Below are 1,645 nucleotides of genomic sequence, written 5' to 3'. Positions count from 1 at the left end.
ACCCACTACTGAATCTGTTATCAAAAATAGCGGCAACTCAGAGGTCCATATCGACATTCACATTGATACAATGCCAATTGCTTTTGCTATATTATGCTCTGCATTAGCCGCAAAGCAGATGACAAAAGAGGAATTCGATATGGCTTATACTCAATTGCGAGAGATGAACAGAGAAAATAACAGCAGATCATCTGTAAAGCAAATTATCAATCAGGAGACAGAAGAAGAGTAAAAAACCGCGGGCCCTGTGGGACTGACCCCATAAGATGAGACAAATAAAAACACCTTCAAGTTTGAATACGGATGATTGTTATCCGAAATTAGACTTGGAGGTGTTTTTTCTATGGGGACAAGAGTGAGTTATCCGGTTGAAGTGAAACAGAAGGCTGTAGAAATGAGATTGGCAGGCGTACCTATGAAAGAGATCATGCAGGAGTTGAATATCAAAAATAATACGCAGATTAAGACATGGGTCAGATGGTATAAGGCTGGTGATACACATCGATTTGAACAGCCTGTTGGTAAGCAATACACTTATGGAAAAGGTCCGGAGTATTCTTCCGAATTAGAGAAACTGCAGGCAGAGAATCGATATCTGAGACAACAGAATGAAGTGTTAAAAAAGTACAACGAATTGGAAAGGAAGTTGATAGCCAAACGTCAGTCGAACTTGTAGAAGAATTGCACAGCACAATGACCGTGCAGGATATCTGTATTCATTTAGGTATCTCTCGCTCGTCTTATTATCGTTGGAAGAAGAATCTGAAGAAAGATCATCCCAAGCGCCATTTAGAAAAACAAATCGGCACGTTGTGCCGAGAGCACCAGTATCGATATGGATATCGAAAAATCACAGCTATATTAAAAAAGAGAATGTGTATTAACCATAAAACGGTTCAGCGTATTATGCAGAAAAATCAGTGGCAGTGCCGGGTTAAGGTGAAAAAGCGCAAGAAGAATGGGCAGCCATATGCCGTGGTCGACAATATATTAGATCGGAACTTTCAGTCTGATCATCCTCTTGAAAAACTAGTAACAGACATCACGTATTTGCCTTATGGACAGAAACAATTGTACCTTTCCAGTATATTGGATGTATATAATGGAGAAGTGATTGCTTTTACGATTGGAGATAAGCAGGACACAGACTTTGTCTTACACACACTTGATCAACTGCCAACACTGCCTGAGAACTGCGTGTTACATAGTGACCAAGGATCTGTGTATACATCTTACGAGTATCAGAAAGCTGTTAAAACAAAAGGCATTACCATGAGCATGTCCCGCAAAGGGACACCCGCTGATAATGCCTCCATCGAATCGTTTCATTCCTCACTAAAGTCTGAAACGTTCTATCTTAACAGCATTGATCGAACCACGACCGCCATCGTAGAACGCACTGTCATAGAATACATTCATTATTATAACAATATTCGTATTCAAACGAAACTAAACAACCAATCACCGATAAATTATCGGCAATTGGCTGTTTAAAAGGTGTTTTGATCCCTGTCTCAAAAACGGGGGTCAGTCCCATCAGGTGAGGCTTTTTATATGATCGTCGTCTTTTAGGTATCTCATTTATAATAGAGGTGTTTGAATAATGGCTAAAGTTTTAGATGATTCGAATTTAACCATACAAGAA

General features: G+C 39.6%; 2 protein-coding genes. Both read left to right on the top strand.

Annotated elements, in window-relative coordinates; translation table 11 throughout:
• Window positions 1-232 (top strand): hypothetical protein (locus ACFQ8Y_RS22680; RefSeq protein WP_430586799.1); only part of this gene is annotated, 232 nt, incomplete at its 5' end.
• A gap of 111 nt (window positions 233-343) precedes the next feature.
• Window positions 344-1,494, top strand: a protein-coding gene (locus ACFQ8Y_RS22675) for an IS3 family transposase (RefSeq protein ID WP_087614160.1) whose coding sequence is annotated in 2 segments (ribosomal slippage) — window positions 344-617 and window positions 617-1,494 — 1,152 coding nt in all. Because the reading frame shifts where the segments join, the coding sequence is not laid out codon by codon here.
• The last annotated feature ends 151 nt before the right edge of the window (window positions 1,495-1,645 follow it).

The organism is Isoptericola sp. NPDC056605 (assembly GCF_042792795.1).
Classification (GTDB): Bacteria; Actinomycetota; Actinomycetes; order Actinomycetales; family Cellulomonadaceae; genus Isoptericola.
Note: the sequence above shows the minus strand (reverse complement) of the source record. Positions and strands in the feature narration are given on the sequence as shown.